This window comes from Synechococcus sp. JA-2-3B'a(2-13), from assembly GCF_000013225.1.
Classification (GTDB): domain Bacteria; phylum Cyanobacteriota; class Cyanobacteriia; order Thermostichales; family Thermostichaceae; genus Thermostichus.
In genome coordinates this window covers 2,423,643-2,450,273 of the sequence record NC_007776.1, presented here as the reverse complement: position 1 = coordinate 2,450,273, position 26,631 = coordinate 2,423,643, and the positions used below count along the sequence as shown (strand labels likewise).

General features: G+C 58.7%; 28 protein-coding genes, 1 tRNA gene and 2 pseudogenes. 17 read left to right on the top strand and 14 right to left on the bottom strand.

Annotation, left to right across the window (positions count from 1 at the left end; genetic code table 11):
* The first annotated feature begins 67 nt into the window (after positions 1-67).
* The 5 genes and pseudogenes from hmpF to CYB_RS15715 form a co-directional block, all read left to right on the top strand.
* Positions 68-1,795: a pilus motility taxis protein HmpF gene (gene hmpF, locus CYB_RS11155; RefSeq protein ID WP_011433910.1), complete on the top strand. Its 1,728-nt coding sequence runs from the start codon at positions 68-70 to the stop codon at positions 1,793-1,795.
* A 229-nt stretch (positions 1,796-2,024) separates the two neighbouring features.
* A complete protein-coding gene (gene plsX / locus CYB_RS11150) occupies positions 2,025-3,128 on the top strand; it encodes a phosphate acyltransferase PlsX (protein WP_238376983.1) in 1,104 nt (367 codons plus the stop codon).
* Positions 3,115-4,116 carry a beta-ketoacyl-ACP synthase III gene (locus tag CYB_RS11145; protein ID WP_011433908.1) on the top strand — a complete coding sequence of 334 codons (1,002 nt, stop codon included), beginning with the start codon at positions 3,115-3,117 and terminating at the stop codon, positions 4,114-4,116. The genes plsX and CYB_RS11145 overlap by 14 nt, the downstream gene beginning before the upstream one ends.
* Before the next feature lie 4 nt (positions 4,117-4,120).
* A complete protein-coding gene (gene fabD / locus CYB_RS11140; RefSeq protein ID WP_011433907.1) occupies positions 4,121-4,987 on the top strand; it encodes an ACP S-malonyltransferase in 867 nt (288 codons plus the stop codon).
* Between the two features lie 69 nt (positions 4,988-5,056).
* A pseudogene (locus CYB_RS15715) lies at positions 5,057-5,240 on the top strand (hypothetical protein); the annotation flags it as partial.
* A 47-nt stretch (positions 5,241-5,287) separates the two neighbouring features.
* Here CYB_RS15715 and CYB_RS11135 read toward each other — a convergent pair.
* Positions 5,288-6,790, bottom strand: a complete 1,503-nt coding sequence (locus CYB_RS11135) for a glycoside hydrolase family 3 protein (protein WP_049749595.1) — start codon at positions 6,788-6,790, stop codon at positions 5,288-5,290.
* Positions 6,791-7,365: 575 nt separating this feature from the next.
* Between CYB_RS11135 and CYB_RS11130 the strand changes: the two genes are divergently transcribed.
* On the top strand, positions 7,366-8,265 hold the full coding sequence (locus CYB_RS11130; RefSeq protein ID WP_238376776.1) for a hypothetical protein: 900 nt from the start codon (positions 7,366-7,368) through the stop codon (positions 8,263-8,265).
* Positions 8,266-8,300: 35 nt separating this feature from the next.
* Here CYB_RS11130 and CYB_RS11125 read toward each other — a convergent pair whose 3' ends face one another.
* The 6 genes from CYB_RS11125 to CYB_RS11105 form a co-directional block, all read right to left on the bottom strand.
* Positions 8,301-9,584: a class I SAM-dependent methyltransferase gene (locus CYB_RS11125; RefSeq protein ID WP_238376775.1), complete on the bottom strand. Its 1,284-nt coding sequence runs from the start codon at positions 9,582-9,584 to the stop codon at positions 8,301-8,303.
* A 7-nt stretch (positions 9,585-9,591) separates the two neighbouring features.
* Positions 9,592-9,765, bottom strand: a complete 174-nt coding sequence (locus CYB_RS15195) for a hypothetical protein (protein WP_011433903.1) — start codon at positions 9,763-9,765, stop codon at positions 9,592-9,594.
* 47 nt (positions 9,766-9,812) lie between these two features.
* A complete protein-coding gene (locus tag CYB_RS11120) occupies positions 9,813-10,364 on the bottom strand; it encodes an NAD(P)H-quinone oxidoreductase subunit J (RefSeq protein WP_011433902.1) in 552 nt (183 codons plus the stop codon).
* Between the two features lies 1 nt (position 10,365).
* On the bottom strand, positions 10,366-11,106 hold the full coding sequence (locus CYB_RS11115; RefSeq protein WP_041436717.1) for an NADH dehydrogenase subunit K: 741 nt from the start codon (positions 11,104-11,106) through the stop codon (positions 10,366-10,368).
* Positions 11,097-11,459 carry a photosynthetic/respiratory NAD(P)H-quinone oxidoreductase subunit C gene (gene ndhC / locus CYB_RS11110; RefSeq protein WP_011433900.1) on the bottom strand — a complete coding sequence of 121 codons (363 nt, stop codon included), beginning with the start codon at positions 11,457-11,459 and terminating at the stop codon, positions 11,097-11,099. Before ndhC ends, CYB_RS11115 begins: the two co-directional genes overlap by 10 nt.
* A gap of 100 nt (positions 11,460-11,559) precedes the next feature.
* Entirely contained in the window at positions 11,560-11,808 is a 249-nt protein-coding gene (locus CYB_RS11105; protein WP_011433899.1) for a hypothetical protein, read from the bottom strand.
* A gap of 642 nt (positions 11,809-12,450) precedes the next feature.
* Here CYB_RS11105 and CYB_RS11100 point away from each other — a divergent pair.
* The 3 genes from CYB_RS11100 (at position 12,451) to CYB_RS11090 (ending at position 14,709) form a co-directional block, all read left to right on the top strand.
* Positions 12,451-13,110 (top strand): XRE family transcriptional regulator, encoded by a 660-nt coding sequence (locus tag CYB_RS11100; protein ID WP_011433898.1) that lies wholly within the window; start codon positions 12,451-12,453, stop codon positions 13,108-13,110.
* Positions 13,111-13,261: 151 nt separating this feature from the next.
* Positions 13,262-14,077, top strand: a complete 816-nt coding sequence (locus CYB_RS11095; protein ID WP_083757656.1) for an OmpA family protein — start codon at positions 13,262-13,264, stop codon at positions 14,075-14,077.
* A 119-nt stretch (positions 14,078-14,196) separates the two neighbouring features.
* Positions 14,197-14,709 carry an ATP-binding protein gene (locus CYB_RS11090; protein WP_011433896.1) on the top strand — a complete coding sequence of 171 codons (513 nt, stop codon included), beginning with the start codon at positions 14,197-14,199 and terminating at the stop codon, positions 14,707-14,709.
* Here CYB_RS11090 and CYB_RS11085 read toward each other — a convergent pair.
* Entirely contained in the window at positions 14,686-15,816 is a 1,131-nt protein-coding gene (locus CYB_RS11085; protein ID WP_011433895.1) for a geranylgeranyl reductase family protein, read from the bottom strand. The genes CYB_RS11090 and CYB_RS11085 overlap by 24 nt on opposite strands.
* Before the next feature lie 110 nt (positions 15,817-15,926).
* On the opposite strand from CYB_RS11085, the gene CYB_RS11080 reads away from it, so the two are divergent.
* From CYB_RS11080 to CYB_RS11070, 3 genes are all read left to right on the top strand, one after another.
* Positions 15,927-16,247 (top strand): hypothetical protein, encoded by a 321-nt coding sequence (locus CYB_RS11080; RefSeq protein ID WP_041436713.1) that lies wholly within the window; start codon positions 15,927-15,929, stop codon positions 16,245-16,247.
* A 130-nt stretch (positions 16,248-16,377) separates the two neighbouring features.
* The gene (locus CYB_RS11075) at positions 16,378-16,665 is read left to right on the top strand and encodes a hypothetical protein (RefSeq protein ID WP_011433893.1); all 288 of its coding nucleotides are present in this window, start codon (positions 16,378-16,380) and stop codon (positions 16,663-16,665) included.
* A gap of 182 nt (positions 16,666-16,847) precedes the next feature.
* Entirely contained in the window at positions 16,848-17,159 is a 312-nt protein-coding gene (locus CYB_RS11070; protein ID WP_011433892.1) for a hypothetical protein, read from the top strand.
* Between the two features lie 223 nt (positions 17,160-17,382).
* On the opposite strand, the gene CYB_RS11065 is transcribed toward CYB_RS11070, so the two are convergent.
* Positions 17,383-17,473, bottom strand: a tRNA-Ser gene (locus CYB_RS11065).
* Positions 17,474-17,628: 155 nt separating this feature from the next.
* Positions 17,629-18,177 carry a hypothetical protein gene (locus CYB_RS11060; RefSeq protein WP_011433891.1) on the bottom strand — a complete coding sequence of 183 codons (549 nt, stop codon included), beginning with the start codon at positions 18,175-18,177 and terminating at the stop codon, positions 17,629-17,631.
* A 555-nt stretch (positions 18,178-18,732) separates the two neighbouring features.
* On the opposite strand from CYB_RS11060, the gene CYB_RS11055 reads away from it, so the two are divergent.
* Both CYB_RS11055 and CYB_RS11050 read left to right on the top strand, forming a co-directional pair.
* Entirely contained in the window at positions 18,733-19,716 is a 984-nt protein-coding gene (locus CYB_RS11055; RefSeq protein ID WP_011433889.1) for a PhoH family protein, read from the top strand.
* Entirely contained in the window at positions 19,713-20,438 is a 726-nt protein-coding gene (locus CYB_RS11050; protein ID WP_011433888.1) for an HAD-IA family hydrolase, read from the top strand. The genes CYB_RS11055 and CYB_RS11050 overlap by 4 nt, the downstream gene beginning before the upstream one ends.
* On the opposite strand, the gene CYB_RS11045 is transcribed toward CYB_RS11050, so the two are convergent.
* The 3 genes from CYB_RS11045 to CYB_RS11035 are packed head-to-tail and all read right to left on the bottom strand — an operon-like array spanning position 20,416 to position 23,125.
* Entirely contained in the window at positions 20,416-21,231 is an 816-nt protein-coding gene (locus tag CYB_RS11045; protein ID WP_049749594.1) for an alpha/beta fold hydrolase, read from the bottom strand. The genes CYB_RS11050 and CYB_RS11045 overlap by 23 nt on opposite strands.
* Positions 21,228-21,977, bottom strand: a complete 750-nt coding sequence (locus CYB_RS11040) for a lysophospholipid acyltransferase family protein (RefSeq protein ID WP_011433886.1) — start codon at positions 21,975-21,977, stop codon at positions 21,228-21,230. Before CYB_RS11040 ends, CYB_RS11045 begins: the two co-directional genes overlap by 4 nt.
* Positions 21,977-23,125, bottom strand: coding sequence for a cob(I)yrinic acid a,c-diamide adenosyltransferase (locus CYB_RS11035; RefSeq protein ID WP_041436711.1), 1,149 nt, complete (start codon positions 23,123-23,125; stop codon positions 21,977-21,979). Before CYB_RS11035 ends, CYB_RS11040 begins: the two co-directional genes overlap by 1 nt.
* A 168-nt stretch (positions 23,126-23,293) precedes the next feature.
* On the opposite strand from CYB_RS11035, the gene CYB_RS11030 reads away from it, so the two are divergent.
* Complete coding sequence (locus CYB_RS11030) at positions 23,294-24,238, top strand: PLP-dependent cysteine synthase family protein (protein ID WP_148202762.1); 945 nt, start codon at positions 23,294-23,296, stop codon at positions 24,236-24,238.
* A gap of 1,031 nt (positions 24,239-25,269) precedes the next feature.
* On the opposite strand, the pseudogene CYB_RS15710 reads toward CYB_RS11030, so the two are convergent.
* A pseudogene (locus CYB_RS15710) lies at positions 25,270-25,389 on the bottom strand (IS200/IS605 family transposase); the annotation flags it as partial.
* Positions 25,390-25,402: 13 nt separating this feature from the next.
* On the opposite strand from CYB_RS15710, the gene CYB_RS15550 reads away from it, so the two are divergent.
* Both CYB_RS15550 and CYB_RS15545 read left to right on the top strand, forming a co-directional pair.
* On the top strand, positions 25,403-26,176 hold the full coding sequence (locus tag CYB_RS15550) for an RNA-guided endonuclease InsQ/TnpB family protein (protein ID WP_011433882.1): 774 nt from the start codon (positions 25,403-25,405) through the stop codon (positions 26,174-26,176).
* An 80-nt stretch (positions 26,177-26,256) separates the two neighbouring features.
* Positions 26,257-26,631 (top strand): RNA-guided endonuclease InsQ/TnpB family protein, encoded by a 375-nt coding sequence (locus CYB_RS15545; RefSeq protein WP_083757655.1) that lies wholly within the window; start codon positions 26,257-26,259, stop codon positions 26,629-26,631.

Here is a 26,631-nt window from a genome sequence, read left to right as displayed (position 1 = left end):
GGCCAGGGGCAATGGCTCGGTGGGGTCAAGGCTGGTGCTGTCCATGCTGTTTTAGAGGAGTTCAGGCGTGCTGTACCTAGCAGAGCTATCCAAGCCGATTGGATTTGCCAAGTCGTCTCTGCAATTGCTGGCCAAGCAGCAGCAGGACAATACCTGGGTGGCCGTGAACGAAGAATCCATTACTTTGGAAGGCCGCATCGCCCAGGAGGCTGGGCGCTTCAAGGATGGGTCATTGGTGCTGGCGGAAATCTCCGGCAACCGTCAGGTCGCCCGCATCAGCGAAGCCGCTCGCCAACTGGTGACCTATCTGCAAAACTTCAGCCAACTTCAGCTCAGAGCCCGCAGCCAGGAGGAGGAGATCGAGGTTTGGAAACAGTCCCTCACCTTTCAGGCCCATGAGCTTAAACGCCGCGAGATGGATCTGGCAGCCCAAGAAGAAGAGGTGCAGCGGCTGTATGAGCAATACAAGAGTGTGGAGGAAGATCGCAAACTTCTGGACAGCCTCAAAGAGGAACTGGCAGCCCAGCAAGCTTACTTAGCTGAACAACAGCGCCTGATCGGAGAGCAGCGGGAAGCTCTGAATCGGCAGCGGCAAGAGTTGGAAGCCCAGTTGCAAGAAGCTCGCTCCAGCCGCTTGGGGGAGGCAGAAGCAGCGCAGCTACAGGCTTTGATGCAACAGCTCCAGGAGAGTCTGCATCCGGCTGGGGATCCCTTGGCGCTTCTGCAAAGCTTGAAAAGCCACATTCAGCAGCAGCAGGAGCACTTGAATCAACAGATTGCCCAACTGGAAGCAGAACGTCAGCAGGCCCAGATCCGGCAAGACGAGCTGGATCGGGACTACCGCGCTTGGCAAGAACGCCACACCGCTTGGTGGGGATCCCGACAATCCCTGGAGCAAAGCCAAGCAGAGTGGCAAACTCGACAGGGATCCCTGCGAGCCCATCAAGAGCACCTGCAGAGGATTCTCCAGCAGCTGCAATCTCAAGAGAGCCTATACCAGAAAGCCTCTCGTCTGGTGCAGGAGTACGACTTTATCGTCGATGGCAGCAGCAACGGCAGGGCTGGGGAGCCGGCGATCTCGGTCGAGGAGCTGGCGGCTTTGGTCAGCCAACTGCGCCGAGATTACGAGCAGCGGGCGGCCCAGGTCAGCCAGCAGCGGGCCGAACTGGAGCAAAACCGGCAAACCCTGCGGGAGCTGCAAGAGCGGCTGGCCAGCGCCTCTCCAGAGGAGCGGTTTGACATCGAGATGGATATCGACTATGCCCAGTCTGCCTGCAGTGCTTTGGAAGAAGCCCTGCTGCCTCAGGAAAAAAACCTGCAGCGAGAGTATGAAGAGTTGACCCGCCAGGAAGCCCGCCTTAGACAGCTGCAAAATCAAGCTGCTGCCCCGGTTCAGGTCGATATTGGGCCGCTCCTGGAACAGATCGGCAGCCAGAAGCAGGATCTTCTCCAAGAAAAAGGTCGTCTGCAAACCCTCATTCAACAACTGGAATCGTCCTTGCCTTCTCAGCAGGAGCAGCTCGCCCGCCAACGGCAGGAATTGGAGCAGCAGTGGCAACACCTGGAGCAAGAGGAGGGATCCCTGCGGGCGCGCGCCCAGGCCATGGCAGAAACCTGGGGTCGCCTCAATCACCTGCAGGCCACCCTCTACCCAGAGCGGGATCGGTGGGCAGCGTTGGCAGGAGAATTGGCGCAGTTGGAGACGGAGCTGAGCCAACACCAAGCCAGAAACTCCACCGCACGCGACCACGTCCAGCAGGTACACTCTCTCTTGGCTACCCTCGCGCAGGCGTGAGGGAGTTCACGTTTCCTGTGGGGGGTGGGGAGAACCGGCGCAAGGGGAACTGCGGCCTTAATTGAGGAAAACAAATCTGGTAAAATTCGCTAGCACCCTGCAGCCACTGGGGCTCCCAATTCTCGGGCGAGGGGACTGCAGAGGTTAGTGCGTTTTGCCCCGCTTCCTGCTTGCAGTTGCCAAGGATATTCCAGTGTGAGGTCAGCTTGTGCGAATTGCGGTCGATGCGATGGGGGGTGACTACGCTCCCGAAGAGATCATCAAGGGCGCCCTGCTGGCCCATCGGCAGCTCCGGGTCGGGATTGCACTAGTCGGTCGTCCAGATTCCCTCAAGCCCTTTCTGCCCCAACCCTTGCCTGCTGGGATCACCATCGTGCCTGCCGAAGAGGATGTGGGCATGGCGGAAGAGCCGCTGATGGTGCGCAAAAAGCCCAAAGCCTCCATCAACATCTCGATGCAACAGGTGCGCTCCAACCAAGCGGATGCCGTGGTGGCCGCCGGGAATACCGGAGCAGCGATGGCTGCGGCCTACCTGAATTTGGGCCGGCTGGCAGGGATCGATCGCCCGGCCATTGGCGCTCTTTTGCCCACTTTGAAAGGCAAGCCGGTGCTGCTGCTGGATGTGGGGGCCAATGTGGATTGCCGGCCCCGCTTTTTGGAGCAGTTTGCCCGCATGGGATCCCTCTACTGCCAGTGCGTGCTGGGGATCGAGAAGCCGCGGGTGGGCCTGCTCAACATCGGCGAGGAGCCCAACAAGGGCAATGATTTGGCTCTGGCCACCCACCAGCGTCTGGCCCAGTTGCCAGGGATCCATTTCGCCGGCAATGCCGAGGGGCGGGATGTGCTGACCGGGGAGTTTGATGTGGTGGTGTGTGACGGCTTTGTGGGCAATGCCCTCCTCAAGTTTGCCGAAAGTGTTGGCCAGGTGATCACCCAGGTGCTGCGGGAGGAGCTGCCCCGCGGCTGGCGCGGCAAGTTGGGCTGCTGGCTGCTCCGGCCCAACCTCAAGCAGGTAAAGCGGCGCATGGACTACGTGGAGTATGGCGGTGCTTTGCTGCTCGGCGTCAACGGCATCTGCGTGATTACCCACGGCAGCTCCAAGGCGCCGATGGTCTACCACGCCATTCGCCTGGCCAAAGAGGCGGCAGAACAGAAAATCCTACAGCGGCTGCAGGCGGAAATGGTTGACCCTCGCGAACCTGAATCCAACCCCAGGCGGCGCACCCGGCCCCTTCAGGTCTACTCTGGCTCTGGCCCGGAAGTGTTGCCGTTGGGATCCCTGGAAAGGACTTCCTCCCGCTGTCCCGAACCCGTGGAAGATGCCCAGCCATAGCCTCCCGACCGTGCGGCTGGTGGGGGCAGGGGCTGCCCTGCCGGATCCCTGCCTGAGCAACGACGATCTCGGCCAGATCGTCGAAACTTCCGACGAATGGATCTGGCCCCGCACCGGCATTCGTCAGCGGCGCATTCTGCCCCCTGAGCTGAGCTTGGTGGATTTGGCGGTCCAGGCAGCCAAGGCCGCTTTGGCTCAGGCCGGGATCTTGCCTCAAGACCTGGATTTGATCCTGCTGGCCACTTCCACCGGTGTCGATCGGTTTGGCTCGGCCCCTCAGGTGCAGGCAGCTCTGGGAGCAACGCGGGCGGTGGCTTTTGATCTGACGGCAGCCTGCACGGGCTTTGTCTTTGCAGTGGCCACGGCAGCGCAGTTTTTGCAAACCGGGCTGTATCGGCGGGCCTTGGTGGTGGCGGCGGATGTGCTCTCCCGTACGGTGGACTGGGCAGATCGCACCACCTGTGTCTTGTTTGGAGATGGGGCCGGGGCGGTGGTTCTAGAGGCGGGGGAAACCGGCGGGATCCTCAGCATTGAGCTGCGCAGCGATGGCAGTGGCAGCGAGCTACTCAGCTTGTCCATGGCTACAGAGGCCAAGCCCCTGGTGGGATCCCTGCAGGTGGGGCAGTATCGCTGCTGCCCCATCACCATGAATGGCCGCGAGGTGTACAAGTTTGCCGTCCAGGCGGTGCCGGAGATCATCGAGAAGGCTCTCTTTCGGGCCGGGATCCCGGCGGAGGCGGTGCAGGGATATTTTATTCATCAGGCCAACCAGCGCATTCTCGATGCGGTAGCCAAGCGCCTGCAGCTGGATCCGCAGCGGGTGGCCAGCGTCTTAGAGCATTACGGCAACACCTCGGGCGCTTCGGTGCCGATTGCCTTGGCCACTTGGATCGAGCAGGGACGCTTTGGCGCCGGCGATCTGGGGGTGATGGCGGGCTTTGGCGCCGGCCTTACCTGGGGGGCGATTGTGTTTCGTTGGGGGAAATGAATTGATGACCGTTGCCTGGATCTATCCCGGCCAGGGATCCCAAGCGGTGGGCATGGGAAGGGACTTGCGGAACTGGCAGGGAGCAGGCCAGAAGTTGGCTTTGGCCCGTGAGATGTTGGGATGGGATCCCTTAGCTCTGTCGGAAGACCAGATCCACCAGACCGGCTACACACAACCGGCTTTGTTCACCGTATCGGCCCTGTTGACGGACTATCTCTACGCCCAGGGACAGGCTCCTGCCTGCACTGCCGGCCACAGTCTGGGCGAATACAGCGCCCTCTACGCTGCCGGCGTGTTTGATTTCGAAACCGGCCTACGGCTGGTGGCGCTGCGGGGCCAACTGATGGAAGCCGCAGGGGATCCCCCGGGCAGCATGGCGGCAGTGATGGGGTTTGACCGCGACAAGCTGGAGCACCTGTGCCAGATGATCCCCGACGTCACCCTTGCCAACGACAACAGCCCGGATCAGGTGGTGATCAGCGGCTCAGTGGAGGGGGTGCGGGCCGTCTGCGAGCAGTTGCAGGCCAAGCGCACCGTTCCCCTCAAGGTGAGCGGCGCCTTTCACTCGCCCTTTATGCAGGCTGCTGCCGAGGAGTTTGCCCACACCTTGCGTGCTGTTGACTTTCAGCCGCCGCGAGTGCCCGTCTACAGCAACTGCACTGCCACCGCCAGCCGGGATCCGCAAGCCCTTAAGCAGGCGCTGCTGGCCCAGATGACTGCCCCTGTCCGCTGGCGAGAAACCGTGTTGCAGATGGCCGCCGACGGCATCCAAGAGGTGTGGGAAATCGGCCCCGGCAACGTGCTGACGGGCTTGGTGAGGCGAACGGTGCCGACCCTGACGCGGTGCAATTTCAGCAACCTCAGCAGCTAGGGGATCTGCTATGGAGCATGACTCTAGTCAATAATAAGCTCAACTATACTGAAAATAATGTATAATATGTTCAGTACGGATTACTACCAGTTGATCTTTCTGTTTACTTTCGAGTCTGCCAACATGGTAGCCAAAGCAAAGCAGAAAATTGGTAGTAAGACGACACGGAAACTGCGCTTTGGGTATTCTACTCAAAGCTTTGCGGGATACCGCCATTCTGGTTGGAAACAAACAGAATGCTATCGCTGCATAGTTGAACAGTGATGTTCAGCAGTGTTCAGCGTAAATGTATCAGCTCCGCTAACGCGACCAGGATCCCTCCAAGTGGGATCCAACCGGCAAGCGACCCTGGGCCGGGATCTGTCCCAACAACACCTGCAGCAACGCCTGTAGAGAGACGGGGGTAGTGCCGTAGCAGGCCAAATAGACCGGGATCTGGGGCAGGGCAAAGGCGTCGTAGGGGGATCCCAAAGCCAACCCAATCACCTTTTCCGGCGGAAGGGATCCCAGCAGCAACCTCTGCGCCGGATGCCGCCACGTCTCCAGGGATCCCACCAGCACCTGCGCAGCCCTTTGAGCCCCTTCTTGGGCAATCCGCTGCTGTTCGGGGGTGGGATCCAGAGGGATGGAGAACACTTGGGCAGCGGGACAGGCTTTTTGCAGCAGCTCCCCCAACAAAGGTACAGGGGTGATAAGCAGCGGGTCAGGGGCCAAGGGAGGCAGGGATCCCCGTACTAGGGTGATGCTGTCTTGGGCGATTTGGCGGGCCAGTGCCCGGTGGTTTTCCAAGCCGGCAGGGGGGAAAGGGGGGCAGGGGGATCCCAATCCGTAGCGCCGCTTCAAGGTCAAAATTCGCTCCACTGACCGATCCAACTGCTCAACCGACAAACGACCGGCACGGAACTCCCGCAGCAGATGGGCATAGGCTTCTTTTTGGATGGCCGGGCTAAAGCCGGGATCTGCCCCAAACACCAGCACATCGGCCCCTGCCCTAAAGGCCAGTTCTGCCGCTTCGGGAATGCCGTAGGTGCGGGCAATGGCCCCCATGGTCAGGGAATCTGTCAGGACGAGACCCTGGAAACCCAGCCTCTGCCGCAGCCAGCCCGACACCACCTCAGGGGCCAGCGTTGCCGGTCGCACGGATCCCAGAGCCGGCATCACTACATGCGCCGTCATCACCGCCTCTGCCCCTGCCTGGATCAAAGCCTGAAACGGGCGCAATTCCGTGGTTTGTAGCGCCTCCAGGGGACGATCCACCCGCGGCAACCCCAGGTGGGAATCGATATCGGTGTCCCCATGACCGGGAAAATGTTTGGGCGTGCAGAGGATCCCGGCTTGCCGATAGCCGCGCCACAGAGCGAGGCCGTAATCTGTCACCTGTTTCGGGTCTGACCCAAAGGCTCGGATGCCGATGATGGGGTTGTGGGGGTTGCTGTTCACGTCCACAACAGGGGCGAAGTTGAGGTTAAACCCCAAACTTTTCAGCTCCGTTCCCACCGCACGGGCCATAGCTTCCGCCTTTGCCAGGGATCCCGCTGCTGCCACTGCCATGGCGCTGGGGAACACCGTCACCCCCTCGGTAAGGCGCACCACCGGCCCCCCCTCTTGATCAATGGCTATCCACAGGGGGACAAGGGCTTGTGCCTGAGCCGCGGCAATGAGCTGGGCCACCTGAGGCAACGTTTGAATGTTGCCGGCAATCGAATAGAAGATCAGCCCGCCCACGTGGTAGTCCCGGATCATCTCCTCGAGAGCGGAGGAAAACTCAGCTCCCTCAAAATAAACCAGAAACAGTTGCCCCACTTTCTCCTCAAGGCTCCAAGCCCTGGGATCCACTGCGGCAGCGAGACGGGGTCCTTTCGCGTCAGCGGGACGGAGTCCTATCGAGCATGTCAAAGCAGATGTCCTTGGGCGTCGCTGCCAAGAAAGCCGGTCAGGATGAGCGTAAACTACCCGACATCAACCGCTAGGCGGTACGGAGCGGGCTTTTAGTAGCCCTGCAGTTAGCAAGCCAACCACGAGCCTCTGGGGTGGTTTACAGCACCCCCAATCGACCGTTACCAGTGCCTTAAACAACCGTTTCTGGTGTCCGCAGTATTATTATAGCATTCCTCCCGACACCGACCCTACGGGTACAGTGCGGGGCTCCTGCAATTTCTAGCTGAAGTGGCTCTTGCAGGTTTAGAGTGGCGATTGACTTGTAGTTGTGGCCATACTGGAGGGATGGCGTAAAGAACTGTAACCTCAGCAGTACACCAGAGTCATCTTGAAGTGCAGTGATGAAGTGCAGTGAAATAGTGCAGTAAAATTGTCTCTAAGGCGTTCTTTGTTCTTTGTGTTGGTTCTAGCTCCCCTTTCTCCTTAAAAAAAGAGGAGTTGTGAGTGAGAGAAAACCTACCCAAACATTACCTATGGTCAAAACAATCTTCAAGACAATCTCCTCTTCCACCCTGGGGTCGATGATGTTGCCTTTCTCCTGCCGCCAGCTTTGGATAACTGCCTTTCCCGCGTTGGCTGGAGTTACGGTGGCTATTGGCGGCCTTGGGGCGGGAGGATCCCTGTGGCAGGCAGGAGCAGCAGGTTTGGCCACGGGGATGACGGGCTATGTGGCTTCTGCTCTATCTGGAAGCGAGGCCAAAGCCAAAATCCAGCTTCTGCAGCACCTCGAAAATCGACAGAAGCAAAACGAAATCACTCCTTCAGACCTACAGCAACTGCAAAGCGAACTGGCCAACCTGCGTGCTGCCCTTGAAGATTGGGCAAAAGTCCAGCAGAAGGGGGTGGCTGCTGCCCAACCTTATGATGAGGCTCGTTCGCAAGCTCAAACTCCTCAGCTTCATTTTGAAACAGAGATCCAGATCCAATCTCAAGAAGAACGACTTCCTCAGTTACGCGCAGAAGAGCAAAGTCTGAAAGCCTCGATTGGAGATTTACAAGCCAAGAAACAGAAACTCATTCAGTCCCTTAAGGAGGGCATAGCCAAGGTAGAACAACTCCAATCAAAACAGAATCTCCTGAAGCAGGATATTGCCCGCTTAACCCAGGCTTGTCGGTCAACAGGCTCTAGTAACTCCATTAAACGGTCACCTATGCCCGCGAAAGGATCTTCAGACGTATCTCTTGGCTCGGTCCGCATGACCAAAACTGCCGCCGGCGTCGCATGGGCCGACAAATATGACGAAGTCTTTGCAACCCTCGAGGAGCGAATCGACAACCTGGAAGATAGCGCCAGAGCAATGGCAGAACTGGCATCGATGGAAGGCAACGGTAGCCGGTAGGGGCAGACATCCCATCCCAATAGCACCGAAACGGTTCACAGCTCTGGCTCGCCAAAGCCCCGCAGAGGATGAGCATATTCTGAGGGGGTCAGGCCCTTAGCCTGCACCAATACTCCAAAGCCCCCCAACCCCATGGGATCCAGCAGCGCATGAAGAGCGGATCGCCGCCGCAAAACTTGGCCCACATCCACAGCTTCGCCATCAACCGGGTTCCCCATTTGGCTAAGGGCGGCCAGCCGCTCGGTCAATCCCAGGTTCACCAAAAAGCTGCTTTGCCGGGTGAACCCCAGACATCTTAGCCCCAGAGATTCTCCCACTTGCTCTAGGGTCGTAAAGTCCACATGAGCGGTGAGATCCTGGGATCCCACCCGAACATAGGGGTCCGTATAGCTGCCGTGCTGTCGGTAGGCCAAGAGCGTACCTTGGGCGCGGTGGGGGCTGTAGTAGCGCTGGGCGGTGTGGCCATAATCGATGGTGAGCACGTAGCCTCGCCGGAGCTTGCGGGCCAGGAGCTGCAGCCACTCCAAGGCTTTTAGGTTCACCTCGGTTTGGTAACCGGACGGATAAGTTTCTACAGGGATCCCCAAGCGGGCAAAATACTCCCTCAGCTCAGGAGTGGACAGATCCCCCAGCACTTCCCGGAAGTCGGCTTCTGCAGCCTCGCTGCAATCGACATAGATTTCCCGCAAAGCCCCATCCTGTACCTGCACCCGATGCACCGGAAAAGCATCCACCAGCTCATTGGAGAAGAAACAGCCTGTGACCGACTCATCCGGGATCCCGTCCCAATCCAACCAGCGCACCTTCTCCCCAAAAGGAGCCAATCGCTCCTGTTGGAGCCGCCGCAGGTGGGCAGAACGCTCCAGGATCCCATAGTCCAGCGCCTGCCAAAAAGAGGGCTGTTCGCGTAAGCGGGCCGCAGGCCTTGCAGAGCGCACGTAGGTCAGCCAATCCTGGGCCAGGCGACCGCTGCCCGCCCCCATCTCGATCACCTTGAAGTCAGGGGGGGATCCCAAAATGTGCCAGAACTGAAGGATCTGCTCCGCCAACAGTTGGGCAAAGTCCGCCGCCAGGTGGGGAGAGGTGAGGTAGTCGGGGCCAATCGGGGATCCCTGCTCGTAATAGCCCAACCCTGGCTCGTAGAGAGCCCACTCCATAAACTGGGCAAAGGTCACCGGTCCCTGAGCGCGAATGCGGCTGACAATCAACTCCCGCAACTTCTGCGTGGCCTGAGGTGTCGATAGAGAAAGACTCGGGTCGCGTAGGTGTTGCTCAGGAGCGATCACAGGTGAGGATTCCAGGGATCCAGACTTACTCAACTCAAACTTACTTGTTCAGGGGACGACGCCAATTTTGGCGAAACTGACGGTTTGAGAGCAGCAGCACCGGCCAGAGGGCCGATACCAGCCACTTCCCGGAGCCCGAATAGATGCGATCCGCCTTGCGGGCCGAGTACCAAACTCCTCCTGCGTAGATTGCCAAGAGCAAAAAAGGCCACATCTCAACCCATCCTGTTCAACGCTGCTCACCAGGTCAGGGATCCCCAATCAGTAGGCATCCTGCAGCTCATAGAAATCAGGCGTGATGTAGTCCTTGCGCAGGGGCCAACCTATCCAGTCTTCCGGCATTAAAATCCGCTTCAGGTTCGGGTGTCCCTCGAAAACAATGCCGTACATGTCGTAGGTTTCCCGTTCCTGCCAATCCGCCGACTTCCAAATCCAGTATACGGAAGGTAGGCGTGGATCCTGGCGAGGCAACTTCACCTGGAGCCGCACCTCCTGAGGGCGATCCGCCCCGTCTGACAGCTTGATCAGGTGGTAAAGGCTGACCAGTGGCTGCCCTGCCCCCAGGTCATATCCGCACTGACACTCCAGGTAGTTAAAGCCGTAGGCATAGAGGGCGGTACACAAGGGTAGGAGAAAGTCCCGCTCCACCTCCAACAGCTCTACCCCCGCTGCGTCTCTCCCCAAATACTGGTGCTCGAAGCCGTTGTCGGCCAGAAACTGGGAAACCGGGCCCCGCTCCAACGTCACCAAGGGTTCCGACTGCTCGCCTGCGGATGGCGGCGCTTGTTTTTCCTGGGCATTTTCCTCTGCCATCTCACACTCCTCCCTGCAAGGCTTTGAGCTGCTGTTCCGCCTGCTTAAAGTCGGCAGTTTGCAAAGCCGGGGGCACTGGCAAGCCAATGGCCGCAGCCAGTTCTGGCGGGGGAGCTTGGCGGGTCTCGCTCTCCAGATACTTGCCGGTGATGATCTCCGGCACAGGCTTGAGGTTGTGCTTAACCGTGTAGTAGCGGTGGGTTTGCTGCAGACGGCCTCGTTCCCGCATGTCCTCGGCGGCGATCTTCTTGCGCAGCTTGACAATGGCATCCATGATCGCCTCTGGACGAGGGGGGCAGCCGGGAATGTACACATCCACCGGGATCAGCTTGTCCACCCCCCGCACTGCCGTGTAGGAATCGGAGCTGAACATGCCACCGCTGATGGTGCAGGCCCCCATGGCAATCACGTACTTCGGCTCAGCCATTTGCTGGTAAAGCTTGACCAACGCCGGAGCCATCTTCATGGTGACCGTGCCCGCCGTGATGATCAAATCAGCGGTGCGTGGCGAAGAACGAGGCAACAGGCCAAAGCGGTCGAAGTCGAAGCGGGATCCCAGCATGGCAGCAAACTCGATGAAGCAACAGGCAGTGCCGTAGAGCAGCGGCCAGAGGCTGGACATCTTGGCCCAGTTGTACAGGTCGTTCACCGTCGTCAGAACGACGTTGTTGGAGAGGTCGGTAGTCACCTGGGGGGCAGCCCCCGGAAACAAGACTTGCGATTTCTCAGACGTCATGACCATTCCAATGCTCCTTTTCTCCAGGCGTACACAAGACCCACCACAAGGATGGCGATGAAAATCAGGGCCTCCACAAAGGCCAACAGCCCCAAGCGGTGAAACGCCACTGCCCAGGGATAGAGGAACACCGTCTCTACGTCGAAAATGACGAAGACCAGTGCGAACATGTAGTAGCGAATGTTGAACTGGATCCAGGCTTGCCCAAACGGCTCCATGCCCGACTCGTAAGTGCTGCGCCGCAGGGATCCCCGCCGCTTTGGCGCTAAGAGTGCGGAAGCCCCCAGAGCCAAAATCGGCAGCAGAGAGCAGACGATTAGAAAAACCAGCAAATACTCGTAGCCGGACAGAACAAACACGACGCCAGACTGCCTCAGGTGCTCAACATTTAGATACGTTTCCAGTATAGAGCCAGTCTGGGGCTCCCCTGCGCCACGGGATCTTCAGTTCTGTTGATGATCATGATTGTTGGGAGCGGCGTTTTTCCAGCCAGCCCCACACTCCGCTCACCACCGCCCCGGCCATCAGGATCCCCAAAGCCGGCTGAAACAAAGGCAGCCAGAGCCGCATCCAAAGTTTGTAGCCCAGTGGGATCCCAAGAAAAGCCCCGGTTACGGAAAAGACAAACCAGACAAACCCGGCGAACACCAGAAAGACAACGGCAATCAGGAAGTTATCCAGCCAGCGCTTGAGGTCAGAGGAAACCATAGGGATTGAGGCAGAACAGCTTGAAGTAGACCCAGAGGCAATCTGGGAACCGAACCTTTTGGGCCGCTAATGCCGATATCTCAGCTAGAAATCGCAGGAGCCCCGCACTGTACTCATAAAGTCAGTGTTGGGAGGAATGCGTGACTTTATTTGTTTTATGTTATAATAATAATGCGGACACCAGAAACGGCTTTTTAGGGCACTGGTAACGGTCGATTGGGGTTGTCGTAAACCAGCCCAGAGGTCCGTGGTTAGTTTACTAACTGCAGGGCTACTGAAAGCCCGCTCCGTATCGCTTTAGCGGTCTGAGTCGGGTAGTTTACCATCTTTCACCCAGACAGACTGCCGGAATAAGTTCAACAGACAGGGTAGCTTACCCCAGCACTTGGTGAAGATCCCACGTGCACCTTTTTGGGTAGAGTAAGCTGTGCCGGCCCGCTGCTGACCCGCTGTGAACACAACCCAAAACCACGGTAGCGCCAGTAGGATTCCCCAGCCAGCCTGCTAACAATAAGTGAGATTTCCCTTCTGCCGCTTGGTCAGCTCAGGTTGAAGATTGTCCCCAAATGGCTGCACCGGTTGTTGACTTGTCAAGATATAGTGGCAAAAATCTACTTATACACAATATGTAGCGTTAAGCCGATGTCCATCTCCTCTGGCTCTTCTTTTGCAGACCGCTTGCGATGGGTGATTGGCGATGAAGCCGTCTATGCGTTTGGGCGACGGGCCGGAATTAGCGATACGGCCTTGCGCAGCTACCTGAAGGGATCCGTGCCCAGCATTGACAAGGCCGTGAAAATTGCCCAAGTGGGCCAGGTCAACCTCAATTGGCTGATTACAGGGGAGGGATCCCCGCAGTTGCATCCCGACGCGAAAGCAGAGTATGTGTATGTGCCTTTTGTCGATGTGGCCGCCTCTGCCGGAGCGGGGGCGTTGGTGCGCGAAGAATCGATCGAATCGGTGATTGCTTTTGAGCGAAACTGGCTGCGGACGCACTTGAAGGGAAATCCTGCCGAGCTGAGCCTGATTCGGGTGCAGGGGGATAGCATGTCTCCCACGTTGGAGGATGGCGACTGGATCTTTGTGGAGCGGCAAGAGGGTGGAGACCTGGGCTGTGAAGGCATTTACGTCTTTCAGATGGATGGGGATCTGTTGGTCAAACGGCTGCAGCGCCTGCCTGGGTCCCAGGTGAAGGTGATCAGCGACAATCCCCGCTTTCCCCCTTTTGTGGCGGATTTGGCGGATCCCATCAACGGCCTAACCCTCATAGGGCGTTATCGAGGTCGCATCAGTTTTGATTAGCCTCCCACAGCAGATGGCGGGAAGTGGCAGTTGGACCGACCGAGAATCCCCTTGGCGAGATCGGGTCGCCGGTTAGGATGGGTCTTGAGGGTTGAGTTGAGAGGAGTTCCTGCTCCTTGCCTGCGCCCATCCAGCCGGAGGTTTGCCTGCAATGGCTCGTTCGTCCCAGCTCCTAACAGTCGCTCTCCATTCCCTAAGCGGGATCCTCTTGGTCAGCAGCGGAATCTGGGTCGGGATGGTGCTTCCCCAGCAGGCCCAACCTCAGCCCCAGCCGGAGACCAACATCTCTCCCACTCAACCCGCTTCTCCCACACCACCGATCCTGCCCACCTTGGCTCCGCCCCAGGCCAATCCTCCGGTGGCCAGCCCAACAGCAGATGCAGATCCAGAGGAAAATCATGAGAGCCCCACGGATCTGGAGGCAGAGATTCGGGAGATCCGCCAGCAGGTGATCCAGCTCTTGATCAGAATTGAGGAATTGGAGTCGCGGCTGCAACGGCTGCGTTCTCAAACAGCCCCTGAGCCTGTCAGGGAATCTTCCACTGCTGCCGAGATCGTCCCAGGAGAAGAAAGCACCCCAGCCCCGACCAAAACGCTGACCTCTTTTCAGGTGGGAACCCAAACCATCAGCCTGCCGGGCGATTTGCTGTTCGATTTTGACAAAGCCGAGATTCGACCTGAAGCAGCCTCGCTGTTGGCCCAGGTGGCCAAGTCCTTGGAAGCTATGCCCGGCGCCCGCGTTCAAGTGAATGGCCACACCGATAACATCGGGCCCTTAAACTACAACTTGGCCCTTTCTCTGCGCCGCGCCAATGCGGTTAAGGACTATTTGACGAAGCTGCTGCCGGAAGGCCATCCCATCAGTTGGACAACCTCTGGCTTTGGTCCCACCTTGCCCGTTGCCGATAACGACACAGAAGCCGGACGGCAGCGGAACCGCCGTGTGGATTTGGTCATCGCTCCCTAGCTGCACCCCCCAAAGTGGGGGATGACACGTTCTAGCAGGGCTCTGGTCTAGAATCTGGTAGGGTCAATCCGGCCAGGATTGATGGGCTTGAGTTCAATCCTCATCGTTGGGGTTCGGTTTTGAACGCGGCAGGGATCCCTCTGGACAAGAGGCAAACGTTTGCGCTGAGGGTTGACACAACCCTGGACGCGCTTGACCAGGTTTTGACCTGGTTTGAGTCTTTCCGAAATGCGGGCATCCCGGATCCCATTTGGGCGGAATGTCAGTTGGCTTTGGTAGAGGGGTTTACCAACGCCGTTCGCCACGCCCACCGCGCTCTGCCGGAAAGTACGCCCATCGACATTGAGCTGCTGCTGATGCCGCAAGGGCTGGAGTTGCGCATCTGGGATCAGGGGCAGGAGTTTGATCTGGAGGAATTTGCTCGGAACTTGTCGGATCCCACATCGCCCAACGCCAATCTTGAGTCCGAGGGGGGACGGGGTATTTTGCTGATGAAAGCTCTCTCTACTCACCTCAGCTACAGCCGCCAAGCGGATGGTCGCAACTGCCTGGTGATCGGCAAGCGCTTCGACGATCCTGGATCTCGCCCGCGTCTGTCGGTGCCGGGCTTAGGCGAGCAGACCACCGCTTAACTTGCGAATGGCCGAGCTGGCCACATCGCTGTAGCGCAGTTCACCGGCCAAGATCTGGCCCATGCGCCGAGTGGCTCCCGGTCGTTTGACGCCCACCCTGTAGCCCACGCCCGGAAAGCGATAGAACAACGCCGCAATCCGCTTAGCCCAGCGCATTTCTGAGCCCCATTCCTGCTGCACGCGGGCAGAGTAGTTCGCCAGAGCTTCTGTATCCCCGCCTAGAGCTTGATCGATGGCCTGGGCCGCCAACATGCCGGTGAGAAGGGAAGGGCGGATCCCTTCAGCGGTAAACGGATCGATAACGCAGGCGGCATCTCCCACCAAGAGGGCATTTTGGGTGTGAAGCGGTTGATCTTCGTCCCAGAGGCAGATGGGATGGCCAAACGGCTTGACCGACTTCAAGTCTACGCCAAAGCTTTGGGCATATTGGGCGGCAATTTCCCGCAGGTTTTGTTTTTCTCCACCCCGAAAGGTGCCGGCTCCAATCGAGTAGCCATCAGCCTTGGGGAAGTTCCAAATGTAGCCATTGCTGACGGCGCCGAAGTCAAAATGGGCGGCTGCAGTTTGCGGCTGCAGGAGAGGCACTTCTGCTTCCAAGGCGGCAGCCAAGCGACGGCGGCGTTCCTGAAAGCCCAGCCACTTGGCCATTGAGCCTTTTGCCCCATCGGCCCCGATCACGTACCGACCCCAGACCGGGCCGGCGGTTGTCATCACTTGCCAGCGGTCGCTTTGCCACTCAAGGCCGGAGACAGGGCATTCTGCCTGGAGCGCTGCCCCTTGCTTTTGCGCTTGCTGAATCAGGTAGTGGTCGAAAACATCCCGCCGCACCATCCAAACGGGCTCTTTCAAATCCAAATCGACCACCACCGGATCGCCGCCGCGCCAGGTGTAGCGGATTTGCCGGATCTTGAGGGAAATGGCGGGGCCAAAGTCGAAGTCAAACCAAGCCGCCACCATAGGAGAAACGCCGCCCCCACAGGGTTTGTAGCGGGGCAAGGGATCCTTTTCCAGAACCAGCACCGAGCGTCCCCGCTTGGCCAGATGGTAGGCGGCAGATCCTCCAGCAGGGCCGGCGCCGACGATGACACAGTCGTAGAGTTGCGGCATGGTTTTCGATACTCCAGGCCCCCCCATCCTGGGTTCTGCTCACCAGCTTCTAGCCTATTATGGCTGCAGCGAATTGCCTGCACGTTGCTTGCCTTTTTGTCGGGAAGACCATGCGAATTCGCTGGCAGCGCCTTGCCAACCAGCCCTCAGCTTGCTACTGTGCCGCCTGCGGAAAGCGTTTTGCGGGCGGGAAGCGAGTTCGTTGCCTTTTCAACGATAGGGGTCTGAATCTCGGCCCTATTTGCCCAGAGTGCTTTGCCCTTCCCCCAGTTCAGTTGCGAGAACAGATCCACCGCTATGCCTATTTGATGCGCCTGAATCGTCTGCGGGATCCCGGCAGCCAAGACCACGCCCATCATCTGGAGCAAGCGGCCCGGGAGCGCTCCATTCGTTATCCGGGCCTGTGGGGCTGGCTGCGGCAGTGGTGGTAGCGTTGGCAAGGGGATTGGGCATTCTGGAAAAGATGCAGGAAAATCAGGAGAGGTTGCCTTCGGGATCCCAGATCCATCTCGATTTTCCAGACCCGTTGGCTTGTTTGCTCTCGTTGGTTGAGGAGCCCCCATGCACGACCTGGACAGTTTGCCAGAACCAGTAGCCGATGCCTTGATCAAAAGCCTGCTTACGGACGTGGAGCGGCTGATCAACCAGCACGGACTGTCAGAGGTTCTGGTGGGGTTGGCCATGTATTGCAACGTGCAGTTCAAGGCCAAGTTCAATAAGCCCAACCGCACGGAGAAGGATGAGGAGTTGGGGTTTTATTTCCGCGACGCCGCCAAAGCTCTAGAGGTGGCTGCCAGCCTCACCTATCGCACCATCGACCGCTCTCAATCTGCCCGGCCCAGCACCTAGCCGCCGGGATCCCTTTTTGGCCTCCACCCCCAAGCCCCTCTCCCAGGGGGAGAGGGGGGCAGGCATTTAACCAGCAAACCGTTTCACCGCAATGGGAAGGGAAGGAACGCGGCATCTTGGGGTGGCAAGGGATCCCCCTGGGTTTTTATGCTGGTGGGCAACAAGTTGCATTGAGGCTGAGCGTGAGAATCGTCTGGGAACGCAGCATTTACGGGGGCAATGGCCGAGTGCCCTGCATTATCTGTGGGGGATGGGCCAACCCCATCCAGAAAAAAGGGCACCAAGTGTTGCTGGCGGTGGTCTATAACGACCGCGGGCAAATCTACGGGGAAGTCTGCCGCAGCTGCCTCGGTTTGGGGGCCAAAGGCATCAAAGAGTGCCTGCAAGAGCGGATCGCCCGTTTGCGCAAGCAACTGGAAGATTTGGAAGAGCTGGAGCAGGGAGAGGTGCAACTGCCTACATTGGAGCAGGAGTTGAGCGCCTATTTGGATTGAGGACTACACCCCTCTGAAAAACTTACGAAACCCCAATAGGAGGTGACGTCTCTGATTTCTTCCTGCTTCCACGACCCATGACTGGTAGCGGAGTTGGCCTCTATGGTCGTTTCAGGTTAGTCTGAGACGCCCGAGCTACTGAGAAAAGCCCCGCCCTACCGCTATGGGGAAGTAAGCTAACGGCGCGCAGAGGACGTCAACAACCTTGGTCAGCAAATATGGACGGAGAGGGAGGGATTCGAACCCTCGACGGAGCTTTTGGGCCCCGTAACTTCTTAGCAGGAAGCCGCTTTCGACCACTCAGCCACCTCTCCAGGGCCAGGAAGGGCAATGGCAAGCTGGGATCCAGCCACCAGTTCACTCATTGTAGGGGATGGGATCCCACCCGGCAACTGCCCCCTGACCCGCCCTGCAAAGACTCCGTCCCGCTATCGCGATCAGCCGGGATCCCTCCTGGGGTTGGGTGAGTCTAGCTCACCACCTGCAGGTAAATATCGAAGCTGCCGCTATTGTCGCCGTAGCTGCCCTTGGCGTCATTGATGTTGAAGGCAATATCCAGGTTGGGATCCAGATCCACCTCTTGGGGCTGCTCTGGCGAGGACTCGAAAACCTGATGGGCCACCAGTTGGGCGTTGGGTTGAAACAGCACAATCCCGTAGCGGCAGAGGCCCGGGTAGCGCCACTCCTCAGGGGTCGGGATCCCTTTGCCAAGGGGCGAGCGAATGCTGGTGGAAAATGAGAAGCCATAGCGCCAAGCCACATTCCTGGGGAAAAAGCGGATACGGCTGGCCCGCAACGGACGCCCTTGCCAGCGTAAAATGTTGCCCGCCTCTTGGTTCACCCGCAGGTCACGGAAAGCCATCCAAGCCTGTAAAGCTTCTTCTTCAGGTTGGATCCCTTCGATGGCCAGGGCCTGGCTCCAATCCAAGTCACTGCCATCGCAGGTGATCTGCCGCGGAATTTGCGCCAAATCCAGTTGTGCCAACCCCAGGGTATCAGACGCAGATTGGGTAAACATCTATCTCTCCTTTTTCCATCTGATTTTTCAAAGTGACTCCAGAAGGGATGAGCCTCTTGCTCAGAAATTGAGGAGTCACAGGGATCCTCAAGAGGAGCCTGGGGAAAGGTTGTAAGAGACCCCCATCCACATCCCTGCTGCTGGATGGAGAATGTCAGATGCACGATGACCAACGGAGTTGAAAACCTCAAGCTCTTGCCCGACCGACGAGAGACTGGGAGTTCAAGCTCCTTTAGCAGATAGATCAACGTTACTTGATGAATAAAAGCTATTCCCGAAAAGATAGCCCTTTGCAATACTTTTTTAGGGAACCTTAGGGAGTTGTTAATTCCCTGTGACTCGGCTGCGAATGAAGGCCAGAACCCAAATCCAGGTTTGCTGCAGATCTTCCAGAAGCTTGTATTTTGGAACACATTAATGGTGTAATCGCCTGTTAAGCACTCTTGCGCTCGACCCCTGGGCTCTGCAGCGGCTTTCCACAGCCCAGAGCGCCCTGACAAGCGTTTTTGGTAAGATCACCCCTACAGGTCTCCCAGGGTGCCCGGCGCCCACGGCATGCACGACAACCCTACTTCCCTCTCTTCTGATTTCGAAGTCATCTCTCTGTCCAATCCTCAACAGGCCATGTCTTTGGCGGGCACTCAGGAGGCCAACCTGAGGTGGATCAGTCGCTCCAGCGGTGCTTCTGTAACGCTGCGCGGACAAGACCTGTACCTGAAAGGCACTCCCCAACAGCGGCAGCAGGTGCGGCAATGGCTAGAATTGCTGAGGCCGCTTTGGCAAACTGGGCACCCCGTCACTGTGATCGATGCAGAGCAAGCTTTTCGCGCCCTCTCCGGACAAGAGGTTGCCGCCTACCAGCAAGCACAAGCAGGGATTTTGGCCCGCACCCGCAAAGGGGAGCTTATCCGACCGAAAACGCCCCGCCAACAGGAGTACGTGCGAGCCATTCGCACCCACGACCTCTGCTTTGGCATTGGACCGGCGGGCACAGGAAAAACCTATCTGGCTGCCGTTGTGGCCATTGCTGCCCTACAAAACCGGGAGTACGAGCGTTTGATCTTGACTCGCCCGGCTGTGGAGGCGGGAGAAAAACTGGGGTTTTTGCCGGGGGATCTGGTGGAAAAGGTGGATCCCTATCTGCGGCCCCTTTACGATGCCCTGTTCGAGTTTATCGACCCGGCCAAGCTGCCGCAGTTGATGGAGCAGGGGGTGATCGAGGTGGCGCCGCTGGCCTATATGCGAGGCCGTACTTTGAGCAATGCCTTCATCATTTTGGACGAAGCCCAGAACACCACCCCCGAGCAGATGAAGATGGCCCTCACGCGGCTGGGATTCCGGTCGCGTATGGTGGTTACCGGGGATCTCACCCAAACGGATCTGGGCAAACATCGCATGTCCGGCCTGGCAGCGGCAGAGCGTATTCTGACAGGGGTAGAGGGGGTTGCCTTTTGCTACTTCGACCAGCGGGATGTGGTGCGCCACCCTCTGGTGCAGCGGATTGTCGATGCCTACGCCCGCTACGAGGGGCAGTCGTGAAGCTGAGGGTGCTCTTTTTCGACGCTGTGGGCACTTTGTTTCGGGTGCGGGGCAGCGTGGGCCAGGTTTACAGCCAGGTGGCAGCGGAGTATGGGGTAAGGGTGGATCCCCAGGCCTTGGATCGCGCTTTTGGCCAAGTTTTTGCCCAGGCTCCAGCCCCGGCCTGCCCAGGATTGACGGGATCCCCTTTGCGGGAGTGGGAGCGGACCTGGTGGCGCCAGGTGGTGCGGGAGACTTTTGCCCGGGTGGGATCCCTGGCTGCCTTCGGAGAGCACCGGTTTGAAGACTTTTTCGCCCAATTGTTTGAGCACTTTGCCGGGGCGGATCCCTGGGAGCTGTATCCCGAGACGCTGCCGGCTTTGCGGGCCCTGCAGCAGGAAGGGATCCGGTTGGGGGTGATCTCCAACTTCGACAGCCGCTTGCCCAGGGTGCTGCAGCAGTTGCAGTTGGATCCCTACTTTTCCACCCTCACCCTCTCCACCCAAGTGGGCTATGCCAAGCCCGATCCCCGCATCTTCCAAGCTGCCCTGGCAGCCCACGGGATCCCCCCCGCAGCCGCCGGCCACATTGGCGACAGCCGCCGCGACGATTATCAGGGGGCAAAAGCAGCAGGCTTGCGAGCCCTTTGGCTGGATCGAGAGGGGAAGGATAGCTCCTGCCCAGAGCGGATAGAAGATCTGTGGGGATCCCTGTCCATGCTCAATGGGCCGAAGCAGAATTGAGCAGCAGAGGGGCAAAAAGGCCATCCGGCTTGAGCAGGTAACGCCGCAGGTTCATCCGCCGCTCCAGCAGGCAAGCGTGGCCGCTCTGGGGCGAGATTTCTACCTGCGCCTGGGGCAGCCGTTCCGCCAGCCAGCCCACCTCCTGCACCGAGGGCAACAGGCGATCCCGGCCCCCTGCCACCAGCAAAGTCGGCAGGGTCATCAACTCCAGAGGCAGCTTCTCCACAACAAAGGATCCCAGCAAAGCCAAGCGCTGGGCAGCCACTGTGGGTTCAACACTGTGAACTGCCTGGCGCAGCCGCTCCCGATCCGGCGGCTCCATTTGGCTGAGCTCCGCCAAAGCCCCCAACCCTCGCTCCGACAACTGCTGATAGAGCCCCGGCGGCAAAAAAGGCAGGAGAACATGCCCTGCCCACCACCAGGGCCTGCGTCGCAGCGACGAGGCCGGATTGACCAAAATGAGGCCACGGCACCGTTCCGGCCATTGGGCAGCCACCAACAAGGCCAGGCAGGCCCCGAAAGATTCCCCACACAAATACGCCCCCGCTTCTAGCTGGGATCCCACCCAATCGGCCAGGGTTTCCCAGCTATCCCCCGCTTCCGGGTGGTTCAAACTCAGGGGGCGAATGCGAAACTCCCGCTGCAGAGCCTGCGCCTGCCGGTAAAACAACGTACCTGTGCCATCCATACCGGGCAAATACAGCAGCAGGGGCCGCTCCTGACCGACCGCTCCCGTTGCCGGGCTGACCAAGCTAGAGGCAGATGCTACCGGCTCGCCACTCAACTTTCTCATCTCTCTGCCAATCCCAATCGCACCTGTTCTCGGGCCGCTGCAGTTAGCTCTTGAATGACCTGCATTCGCTCGCGTCGGGATCCCTGGCGCTGCTTCCTGCCCACCCAAAGGGGGGATCCCACCCTGAGCACCACCCGCCGATACAACACCACCGGATGTCCCCCTTCCTGTTGAAATCGGGGTTCAGTGGGGTCAAACCAGCGGAAAAAAGCCATGGGAATATCCATCCCCCGCCATTCTTCCTGCGCCCACACCGCCACCGGCAGAATCGGCAAGGGATCCACCGCTGCCGCCAGCGCCAGGTGGGCAAAACCCGGCTGAAACCGCCCCACCTCCCCAGGCGAGGTCTCACGGGTGATCTGCTCCGCCCCTTCTGGGAAGATCCCCACACCCACCCCCGCTGCCAAACTGGCCTGCGCCTGGCGAAAAAAATGGATTTGCTGCCGGGATCCCTGCTTGAGGGGAATGCAGTCCAAAGCCAGGGCGATTTCCCGCAGCAGCGGCACCTGAGCCAGGTAGTAATGGCAGGCAAAGCGAATCGGTCGGTCCAACCCCGCGATCAGCACCGGCGCATCCAGAAAACTGCGGTGATTGCTCACCACCACCAGCGGGCCGGCGGGAACGTGCTCCTTGCCCTCCACCCACACTTCCGTCTGGAAAAGGGTGAGCAACAACTGGGCCAGAGTCCTGGGGTCTGGAGGCCAAGAGAGAGCAGAATTGGCTGAGAACGCTGCGAAGGATCCCATCAATAGTCCACCCCGCGCCGCAGATCGGCCCCCTGCTCGGCATAGTGCTTGTGGCTCACCATTTCCGAGTGGACAGAGGCCAGCTCAAAGTAAGGTAAGGGGGCATGGCACCGCCCCGTGATGATGATCTCCGTGTCCCGCGGCTTGCGCAGCAAAGCCTGGACAATCGGCTCCACGTCCAGCAGCTCCAGATCCACCGTCGGGTTCAACTCATCCAAGATGATGGTTTTGTACAGGCCAGAAGCGATGGCCGCCCGTGCCAACTCCCAGCCCCGCTCCGCTTCTACATAGTCGATTTCCTGTTGTTTGCCCCGCCAGACAATGGCGTCCCGACCGCAACGCTGGTGATCCACCAAATCGGGGTAGCTTTCCCGCAGGGCCCGAATGGCTGCATCCTCGGTGTAGCCCGTTCCCCCCTTCAGCCATTGCATGATCAGTACACGATGGGAGAGATCCTTACTGATGCCGCGTCCAATCGCCTGCAGAGCCCGCCCCAGAGCGCTGGTGGATTTTCCCTTGCCGTTGCCGGTGTAGATCTCGATGCCGCTGCAAGGGGGTTGGCCGTTTTGGGGATCCGTCGCCCGCCGGACACTGCGCATTTCCGAGTGCAAATCCGCCAGGTCGATAATTTCCTTGGGAGCGCCGCGCCCGGTGATGATCACCTCCATGGCCTCCGGCTTTTGCTTGAGGGTACTGACCACCTCCTCCACAGGCAACAGGCCCAGATCCAGCACCGGGTTGAGCTCATCCAGCACCACCACCGAGTAAAACCCCGACGCCAAAGCCCCTTTGGCCACATCCCAACCGCGGCGGGCCTCCTGACGGTCAAACTTGGTGATCTCATCTGGGCCGAAAAACTCTCCCCGCCCGGTGCGCAATTGATCGATGAGATGGGGGAAGCCTCGCTGCAGAGCCGCAATGGCCGCATCCTCAGCATAGGTTCGGCCTGGCCCCTTGAGAAACCGCACCAGCAACACCCGGCTGGGGGCCGCCTTTTCGATCCCCAAGCCAATGGAACGCAGCACAACCCCTAGGGCCGCCTGGGACTTGCCTTTGCCCTCGCCGTCGTAGACATGGATCTGGCCCCGTCGCCGATCAAACTGCTGGGCAGTCACAATCCCAATTTCTGCCATGCCCCTCCGCGTCATCCTGCTGTTGGAAAATCCCGCTTTTCTACCCCCATCTTAGAGCCTACTTGGAGCCTAGCCAGAACTTGGGCAGGAGGGGGAAACTAAAAAGCTCCCAAGAGGCCGGAAAGACCGGGGTAAGATGAGCAATGGTTGTCCAGCCGATGCCTGTCTAGCGAGGGATCCCCCTTGTATCCGACTGCATTTTCTTCTCGCCCGTTACTCCCTGCTGTGGATAGCCCTATTGAGCTGGTGGGGGGGACGCCGCTGATCCGTCTGCGGCGGGTTGCTGCCGATTTGCCGGAATCGGTACGGGTATATGGCAAGGCAGAGTGGTACAACCCTGGGGGTTCAGTCAAGGATCGCCCGGCCCTCAACATGATTCGCGCTGGCGAACGCCAGGGCAAGCTTACCCCCGGCAAGATCATCCTCGATGCCACCAGCGGTAACACCGGCATCGCCTATGCCTGGATCGGGGCCGCCTTGGGCTACAAGGTCAAGCTGGCTCTTCCCGCCAACGCCAGCCCGGAGCGCAAGAAGATCCTGGCTGCCTATGGCGTGGACTTGGTTCTGACGGATCCCGCTCTGGGATCCGATGGGGCCATCGAGAAAGCCCGCGCCCTCTATGCGGAAAACCCCGAGCTTTATTTCTACCCTGACCAGTACAGCAACCCCGCCAACTGGCAAGCCCACTACGAAACCACTGGGGTGGAGATTTGGGAGCAAACCCAGGGGCAGGTCACCCATTTTGTTACCGGGCTAGGCACCAGCGGCACCTGTATGGGGGTGGGGCGGCGCCTGCGAGAGTATCGCCCGGATATCCAAATCATTGCCATGCAGCCCGACTCTCCCTTCCATGGCCTGGAAGGGCTCAAGCACATGGCCACAGCTCTAAAACCCGAGATTTACGATCCCACCCTGCCTGACCAGCACATTGAGATCTCCACAGAAGCAGCCCAGAAAATGGTCAAGCGCTTGGCGTTGGAAGAAGGCCTGCTGGTGGGCATCTCTGCCGGCGCCAATGTGGTGGCAGCCCTAGAGGTGGCCCGTCAGCTCTCCTCTGGAGTGGTGGTGACCATCTTTTGCGACGGGGCTGACAAATATCTTTCCGAGCGTTTCTGGACAGAGGAGTGACATCCTCCCGGCGCTCGTCCTGTGGACAGAGCGCGGGCTACTCTTCCTGTCAGCGGGACGGAGTCCTTACCTCGCAGTTGGGCATTCCTGCCCCACGCCACTTGCCTGGGTCTACAACCCCCGACAAAACAACTGGACAGGCGGTTCTCCTTCCCCAGCCTCCCTGGCTACTGCCAGCTCGCAAAACAACCTCTAATCCACCCAGCACAGTTCCCAAGGCTGAGTCCCGATGCACCCGGTACCGGCATTCAGGGCACTGAGGCCCCCCGACAGCCCAGCTGTTGCTAACCGTCCCTCAGCACTTGCAACCGACTCGACGCACTCCTTGGGCAACATCCCCCTTGCCCAGCCCTTGGCCTTGAGGTCTTCCACAAAGAAAAGATAAAGATAAAGATAAAGAGGGTCTGCCCTCGGTCCTAACGCCAATGGGCCCTCTGGAAATGGAACTTTTGGCAACCATTGGCAATGCCCTGCTGCATCCTGGCAACCTGCAGTGGTGCTCTCTTCCAGTGGCAAGACCCCTGCTGTTTTCTCGCCCCCCTGGGTTGCAGCCTTCTCAGCTGGCCTTGCAGGGCTTTGAAACCCTTGGGCCGTTCCCGGCAGACGCTGTCTGGCAAGGGGTTCTGCTGACGGTAATCAGAAGGGAAGGGTGCATCGGCAGGCAGGATGGACTCCTGCAGCAAGGAACCCCTGTCCAGTGGCCAAGAGCAAGATTCTACCCACTCCTTAGATTTCTGGCAAAGCGTAGTTGTATACGCGCCGGCCAATCTCCAGCCACGTCAACAGCGAGGACTCTGTCCCGCTAACGCGAGCGGCTTGCTGGGAGGCATCTGGATCAATCCGGTGCTTGTAGGGTACGCCAGCACAGGTACGTTTTACTACAGATTTTGCTCAGGGGTATGGCGGGGATCCATGTATCCCGGTGCTCACCCTGCGGGCAGGGCGCGGGACTGATTGCCCCTGCACCCCGTTAGCTACACCGCTGGGAAGCCCCGCCCTCTATATAGTGGCTAGTCACTATCCACTCACCACTATCCAGGGTGAGGGTCGGGATGAAAGGCGGGGACACTTTGGTTTTCAATGGACTGGCCTAAAACCGAGACGGTAACCCCACCGCATGAAGCAATAAGGTAGGATTCATTCCAGTAGATTACCCTTGCCTCAATGAGAACTGCTTACCAGTACCGTTTGCGACCTACGCCCAGCCAGATTGCTTTGATGAGCGAGTGGCTAGACTTGTTACGGAAGCAGTACAACTACCGCTTGGCAGAGCGCTTTGCGTGGTGGGAACACAATCGCTGTGACATCAATGCTTGTCCCCTAGTCTGTCATTTGCCCCAGCTGAAAGACAAGCCCGATTTCTACTCCCAGAAACGGGACTTGGTGAGCACGAAAGCCCTGTTTCCGGAGTACAGAGCAGTCCATTCGCAAGTCCTGCAAAACTGCATAGAGCGAGTGCACAAAGCATTCGACCGCTGGCTGAAGGGGGACTGTAACGGCAAGCGGGCAGGGAAACCCAGATTTAAGGGAGCTGGGCGGTATCGCTCCTTCAGTTTCCCCCAGATGAAACAAGACTGCATTTGCGGGCAGTTTATCCATCTGCCCAAAATCGGTGCTGTTCGGATAATTCAGCACCGTCCTTTGCCTGACGGTTTTGTCATCAAGACTGCTACCATCACCCGCAAGGCAGACGGGTGGTATGTGACCTTGAGCCTGCAAGATTCATCTGTCCCCGTATTTACCCCTGACCCGCCAACACTGGAGAACACGATGGGGATCGACGTGGGACTGGACTCCTTTTTGGTGACCGACGCGGGGGAGTCTGTTCCAGTTCCCCAGTATTACCGCAGAGCCCAAAAGCGGTTAAAGAGACTGCAGCGGGCAGTGTCTCGCAAGAAGAAAGGGTCAAACCGCCTATGGCTAGTGACTAGTGGATAGTGACCAGTGGATAGTGAATAGTGACTATCCACTAACCACTATCTCAGCGCAAAGATTTTCATGACAAAACAGCGAACTGGCTGGTAAGCAAGGGCAAACATATTGGGTACGAAGCCCTGAATATCAAAGGTGTTGCTAGAACCCGACTAGCAAAATCTACCTATGATGCTGGGTGGGGACAATTTCTGCAAATGCTGGCAGTCAAGGCTGAAAGAGCTGGGCTGAGGGCGATTGCAGTGAATCCCAACGGCAGCAGTCAAAACTGCTCTCGGTGCGGTCAAAGAGTACCGAAAGCGATTCAAGACAGATGGCATTCTTGTTCCCATTGTGGGCTAGAACTAGGACGCGACCACCATGCGGCCATCAACATCAAGCACAGGGCGGTGGGGCATCCCGTTCTTTTCGCGTCAGCGGGACGTAGTCCTCAAGCGCAGGAAACGTCCTTTTCGCGCTAG